Raw genomic sequence first — 5,989 nt, forward strand, 5'->3', positions numbered from 1 at the left:
GGGCTCGGAGATGTGTATAAGAGACAGGATCATGATGGCAACGAGAAGATCTTTTTTGTCGTTGTCGTAACCGACAAAGAAGCCATTCTCTTTTCCATCGGTTTCACCTGCTTTTTTCAATTCAGCCGTTCCGGTCTTACCGGCAACATCGACTTCCTTGATGTCAGCTGGGAGTGTATAACCGTTATGAACGACGTCATAGAGATCATCGCGAATCATCTTCGCGTCTTTCGCATCCAGTAGATCCTTTTTGAAGACTTGCTTCGTTTTTTCCTCTTGTAAAAGGGTCGGACGATAGATTGTTCCATCTGTCAGGAAAATTTCATACATCGACGCTAGATGGAGAATGTTCGTCAGCATCTGTCCTTGTCCGTAGGACGTATCCATCAGCTGTCCATCTGAAGCGATCGTCCCGTCGTTTGAGATTTGAGAAGCGCGTAACGGATACGCAAACGGTAGCTTCTCTCCGTAGCCGAGGGCTTCAAGTCCAGACGTGAACGCCTTCGTTCCGACCTGTTCGAGTGTGGAGCGGGCGAAATAGATGTTATCTGAATAAACGAGCGCATTGTGCAGATTAACGGGTGCTGGCGTCTCGTGAATCCGCGTGACGTTAAAACCATCGATCTTATTTTTCAGTCCATTGATTGTATAGGCTTTTTCCGGGTCGAGTGTTCCACTCTTTAAGCCAACGGCGGCCGTTAGGGGTTTTTGGGTCGAACCGGGTGCGAAAGCACTCGTGAATCGGTTCAACAATGGTTGATCCGGATCCTGCGTCAATTCATCGAGTCGCGCTTGCGAGATCCCTGACATGAATTCAGAAGGATCAAAGCCAGGGGAGCTGAGTAAGACACGTGTCTCGCCAGTCCGCGGATCGATTGCCGATGCCGTTCCTGGATCCTCTTTCATCGTGTCATACGTCTTTTTCTGAAGCGTAGCATCAATCGTCAACGGGATATCCTCACCATCGGACGGTTTCGTTTCAGCGACGGTGACGCTTGATCCGTCTTTCTTTTGTAGAATGATCGAAGCTCCGGCTTTACCGCGTAACCGATCATCAAGGATTTGTTCGAGACCCCGTTTCCCGACCTGTTCGCCAGCTTGGATTTTATTTTTTGATTCTTTAATCTCGTCTGCTGTCGCTGAACCGATATAACCGATCAAGTGTGAAGCGGCCTTCCCGAGCGGATATGTTCGGACTTCCGTCTCTTTGACGCTGATACCTGGAATGTCACGCAATTTCGCAACCGTTGCTTCGTCGGTCAGTGTTTTGAGCGGAACGAATTGTCCGTCCTTGACCCAACTTGCTTTTAAGGAATCTTCGACCGATGAGGTCGGGCGATCGAGCAACTTGGCAACTTGTGTGACATCTTTAAGTTGTCCTGCAGTTGCGCCGACAGCATATCCTTTACCAGAGGTCGCGAGCGGTTTATTGTTCGCATCAAGCAAATCACCGCGTTTCCCTTCAACGGTTTGTAACTGAACCTTGTCTTCTTTCTTAAAGTCTTTTAGAACAAACGAAGAATCCCAGTCGATGAACCAGTTTTCTGTTTCTCCTTGTTTCTCGAATGTTAACGGGACTTGTTTATCATAAGCAACGGCTCCTGCCACCGTATCAAAAGAGATCCGCACAGGAAGGGACGCTTTTTCGTCATCCGTTGCTTCCTTTGCTTTCTTCCGTTCGACGGATAACTTTTTGATATCAAGCGTTTTCGACAACTGTTTTGTCCGGTCGATGAATTCTTTTTTGCCGTATTCTTTTTTAGTAGCCGTACTCGCGTACGTATACATCTTATCGTAATCTTGTTTCTCCCAAAGTTTGATGTAGGCATCAAGCCGTTCTTCAGGTGTCGGCTGATCTTGACAACCGGCAAGTAACGTCACACCAAACGTCGCTGATAAAAGAAGAGGGATCGTTCGTTTCATGGGTTTCGCCTCCGTTGTGGATTAGACTCATAATCATACCGTACCACTCCTGTCAGGAGATTTCATCTGAAACACAAAACCGGACTTCTCATGGAGAGAAGTCCGGTGAATCAAGCTTAGTTGAAGTAATTGAGTGGATTGACACTGTTTGCAGCAGACGTTCCGCTGTAGACGTATGGACCACGATGCATTTCGAAGTGGAGATGCGCACCGAATGCGTTACCTGTCGCACCAATCGTACCGATTTTCGATCCTTTAGCAATCGTTTGTCCGACTGAGACAGAGCGACTGTTCAAGTGTGCATATACTGTCGTGTACTGGATACCGTTCACCGTATGTGTCATCATGACATGATTTCCGTATGCGCCGTAATAACGGGATGTGATGACTTTACCGGCAGCCGATGCATAGACAGGTGTGCCTGTTGGAGCACCGATATCGATGCCGTTATGGAACGTATAACCGTAAACGCCACTCGCAGCACCATATCCTTGCGTGATTGGACCACTTGCTGGACGCGAGAAACCAGTCGTTGCTTTTGACGAAGTCGTCGTACTGTACTTTTTAACATATGTAGAAGAAACATAGCGTGATGCGCCGCCGTACGAAATTTTCGTCCATGAACCGGAAACACCGAGATAATTGAATGTCTGTCCTGTATTGACGCTACCGACGATTTTATAAGCCGTTGATGGACCTGTACGGACACGAAGCCCGTCCGCTGTGACCTTTACCTTATATGTCGTTGCAGCTTCAACTTTCGAAGCACTCGTTGTTGCAAAACCTGAAACTACCAAAGCTGTCATTGTCATTGTTGTAAGTAAACGTTTCATTGAGTGTATTTCCTCCTTAAAAATCTGAAGCGACAGAACGGATCATTACAAAATTGTAAGATTTTATGTATATTTATTTATTTTAGGGAATGATTTTTCGCCTGAGATGATTATAGCATCGTCAATAACACAAAAATATTTCAAATGTATTTCAAAATTATGCGTTATTAACATATATTGTAATGGATTAATAAGTAAAAAAAGAACTGACGAAGAGTCAGTTCTTTTTTCTATGAAACCTATACTGTTATTCAATGGAAGAGGGTGAAAACACAGTCAAATGTTGTGGGAGTACCTCGACAGTCACGGGAACATGACCTGCTGTATCCCCATCGGCATTAATCGGCAATTCTTCTTTCGAGCGAATTTCGACACGTGTCGTCGTGAAGTGTTCGATTTGATCGGCTTTTGATAATCCACCCGTGATGAGTTTGGGTAATGCTTGGAGCGCATCAAAGAATCCAAGCTTCGTAATGATGAACCCATGCAACAGTCCATCATCGACTTTTGCGTCTTCTGCAAAGGATTCGAACCCACCAACGGAATTCGTCAAGGCGATAATCAACAAGTGTGCTTCTCCATCGAATTGTTTCTCAGCAGAATCAATTTCAATCGGATAGGGGCTATGATCCTTGAAGGCTTTTAGACCTTCAATGAAATAAGCGACCGATCCGAGTGACGTTTTTTGTTCGACACTGACCTCCTCAACGGCTTCTGCAATCAGACCAACAGCGATGACGTTCATGAAGTAATGGTCATCATATTTACCGATATCGAGCGGTCGGGCAGGGGCATCAGCTAGAATCTGGATCGCCTCTTCGGGATCCGTCGGGATGTGTAATGCGCGCGATAAGTCATTGACCGTTCCGAGTGGGACGATCCCGAGTGTTGGCCGATGCGGTTGCTCGGCGATTCCGGTGATGACTTCATTGACCGTTCCGTCACCTCCCATGGCGATGACAGCGTCGTAATTAGACTGAGCAGCATGACGCGCGAATTCCGTCGCATCGTGTTCTTTTTCCGTAAACCGAACGTCGACGGTTTCAAAGCGAGTAGCAAGCGTCTCTTCAGCGAGCGTCGCGTGTTTTTTTCCGAGTTCTTTACCAGAAGACGGGTTGATGATCAACATGGCTTGAGACAAGATGAATTCCTCCTTCAGGACAATCTGTTGACTTTTTCCCTGTCCGATGAAAACATAATCCAAATTCTTTTTGACAAATAAAAACACCGAGTAGGCACATGGCTTACTCGGTGTTGAAGTTCGAACTCAGAAGTGATTTATTGTGATGGTGGCACTTCACCAGCCGCAGGACGTGCTTCTTCTTCAACATCCCAACACTCCGTATTTTCGATCCCGAGTGCTTTTGCTGAGAAGACAGGATCGAGTCCCTGTTTCCGTTGTTCCTGATAATCTTTAATGACTTTGAGGGCGATGCCGCTCAAGAGGAGAATCGCTGTCATATTGATCAATGTCATGCCTGCCATGAAGAGATCGGCAAAGCTCCATACCATACCTAGGCTGAGGACAGATCCAATGAAGACGAAGCCCATTGTCGCAATCCGGAAACCGAAGACGGCTGCAGGACTTTGTTTAATGAATTCGATGTTCGTTTCGCCGTAGTAGTAGCTACCAACGATCGAACTAAAAGCAAACAAGAAGACGCTGAGTGCGATGAATGGTGGAGCAATCGCACCAAATTCTTCGGAGAGCGCGTTTTGCAACATGCCGATTCCTTCGCCATTTCCAGCAGCATAACTATCACTGAGGAGAATGATCGTTGCTGTCGCTGTACAGACGATCAATGTATCAAGGAATACACCAAGTGTTTGTAAGAAACCTTGTTTTGCTGGGTGAGAGACTTCAGCCGCAGCAGCAGCGTTCGGAGCAGATCCCATTCCGGCTTCGTTTGAGAACAATCCGCGTTTGACACCGAGTGAGATCGCAGCACCGACCGAGCCACCGAATGCTTGCTCGATTCCGAAGGCACTTTTGAAAATCATTGCGAACACACCAGGAAGTTCCGTCAGGTTCGTAACGACGACATAAAGAGCAGCAATCAAGTAGAGACCTGCCATGATAGGAACGATGATTGCAGAGAACTTCGCGACGCGGTGGACACCACCAAAGATGACGAGTCCCGTCAAGACGACGAGTGCTGCACCGACGACAGCTGTGTTGATACCGAACGCATTGTCAAAGGCAGCGGCAATCGTGTTTGATTGAACGGAGTTGAAGATAAGGCCGAACGTCACAGCAATCAAGATTGCAAAGACGATTCCGAGAGCTCGGTTCTTCAAGCCTTTTTCGATGTAGTAGGCGGGACCACCACGGTATGCGTTCGATTTCGTATCGCGTACTTTATAGACTTGAGCCAGTGTACTTTCGATGAGAGCCGTCGCGCCCCCTAAGAGAGCGACCATCCACATCCAGAAGACGGCACCTGGTCCACCGAGTGTGACGGCAATCGTGACACCGGCAAGGTTACCCGTACCGATCCGTGTCGCAGCACCGATGAAGAATGACTGGAGAGAAGTGATGCTTTCTCCTTTATCGTCTGTTGTTTGTTCACTTTTATCGAGCGTGACGCGGAACATCTCTTTTAAGTAAGTGAATTGGATGAAGCCAGTTCGGATCGTGAAGTAGATCCCGCCGCCGATCAATACAGCGATTAATACATAGGACCATAAAATGTTGTTGGCGTAATCGACACTTCCTTGAATGACTTGCTGAATGGCGTTCATGATGGTGTATTCCTCCCAAAGAATAATAAAAGCTATACGCTAAATTATACGAATTTTCTGAAAATAAGCAACAACAAAATAAAATAAAATTTTAAAACTTAATAAGGTTAGCTAAAAAACCATATGCTGAAATCTTGTGAATGAACGAAAAAACTGCCACTCTCGGTATCGAGAGTGACAGGCAAGTAAAGCTAAATCATCCATACTGTAGCAACTGTTCGTATAGGTCATCGAGTTTCTGTTGGATGCTTTTAGAAACGGTATCAGTCGGTTTTTCACGTTTTGCTAATTTCTGTTCAAGCCGCTCGATCTGCACTTCTAACTCGTGTTGTGACAATCGTTTTGGTTTTTGTAGGGTTACGTTAAGTGGGGAAGACGTAGCGAGCTCGGTACGCTTCTGTTGGGCATACGTATACGTACCATGATAACGCGTCAGACCATTTTCGAGCCACAGGATCTGCGGAAAGAGACGATTCAAGAAGTAGCGGTCG

At 46.5% G+C, this 5,989-nt stretch carries 4 protein-coding genes and 1 pseudogene; all 5 read right to left on the reverse strand.

The features are described from left to right. A partial coding sequence (locus tag F8N00_RS15620) for a penicillin-binding transpeptidase domain-containing protein (RefSeq protein ID WP_421018534.1) occupies positions 1-1,923 on the reverse strand: 1,923 nt, incomplete at its 3' end. 116 nt (positions 1,924-2,039) lie between these two features. Beyond that, positions 2,040-2,756 carry a M23 family metallopeptidase gene (locus F8N00_RS15625; RefSeq protein WP_023467606.1) on the reverse strand — a complete coding sequence of 239 codons (717 nt, stop codon included), beginning with the start codon at positions 2,754-2,756 and terminating at the stop codon, positions 2,040-2,042. A 247-nt stretch (positions 2,757-3,003) separates the two neighbouring features. Continuing rightward, positions 3,004-3,897 (reverse strand): diacylglycerol/lipid kinase family protein, encoded by an 894-nt coding sequence (locus F8N00_RS15630; protein WP_035398267.1) that lies wholly within the window; start codon positions 3,895-3,897, stop codon positions 3,004-3,006. A gap of 137 nt (positions 3,898-4,034) precedes the next feature. Then, on the reverse strand, positions 4,035-5,498 hold the full coding sequence (locus F8N00_RS15635; RefSeq protein WP_064300273.1) for an alanine/glycine:cation symporter family protein: 1,464 nt from the start codon (positions 5,496-5,498) through the stop codon (positions 4,035-4,037). A gap of 196 nt (positions 5,499-5,694) precedes the next feature. After that, positions 5,695-5,989 (reverse strand): annotated as a pseudogene (locus F8N00_RS15640) (hypothetical protein); the annotation flags it as partial.

This window comes from Exiguobacterium sp. A1_3_1, from assembly GCF_048985645.1.
Classification (GTDB): Bacteria; Bacillota; Bacilli; order Exiguobacteriales; family Exiguobacteriaceae; genus Exiguobacterium_A; species Exiguobacterium_A indicum.

Bases quoted from the DNA above. Each gene is read 5' to 3' on its own strand.
- F8N00_RS15625 (WP_023467606.1), bottom strand. From the start codon at position 2,756: ATGAAACGTTTACTTACAACAATGACAATGACAGCTTTGGTAGTTTCA.
- F8N00_RS15635 (WP_064300273.1), bottom strand. From the start codon at position 5,498: ATGAACGCCATTCAGCAAGTCATTCAAGGAAGTGTCGATTACGCCAAC.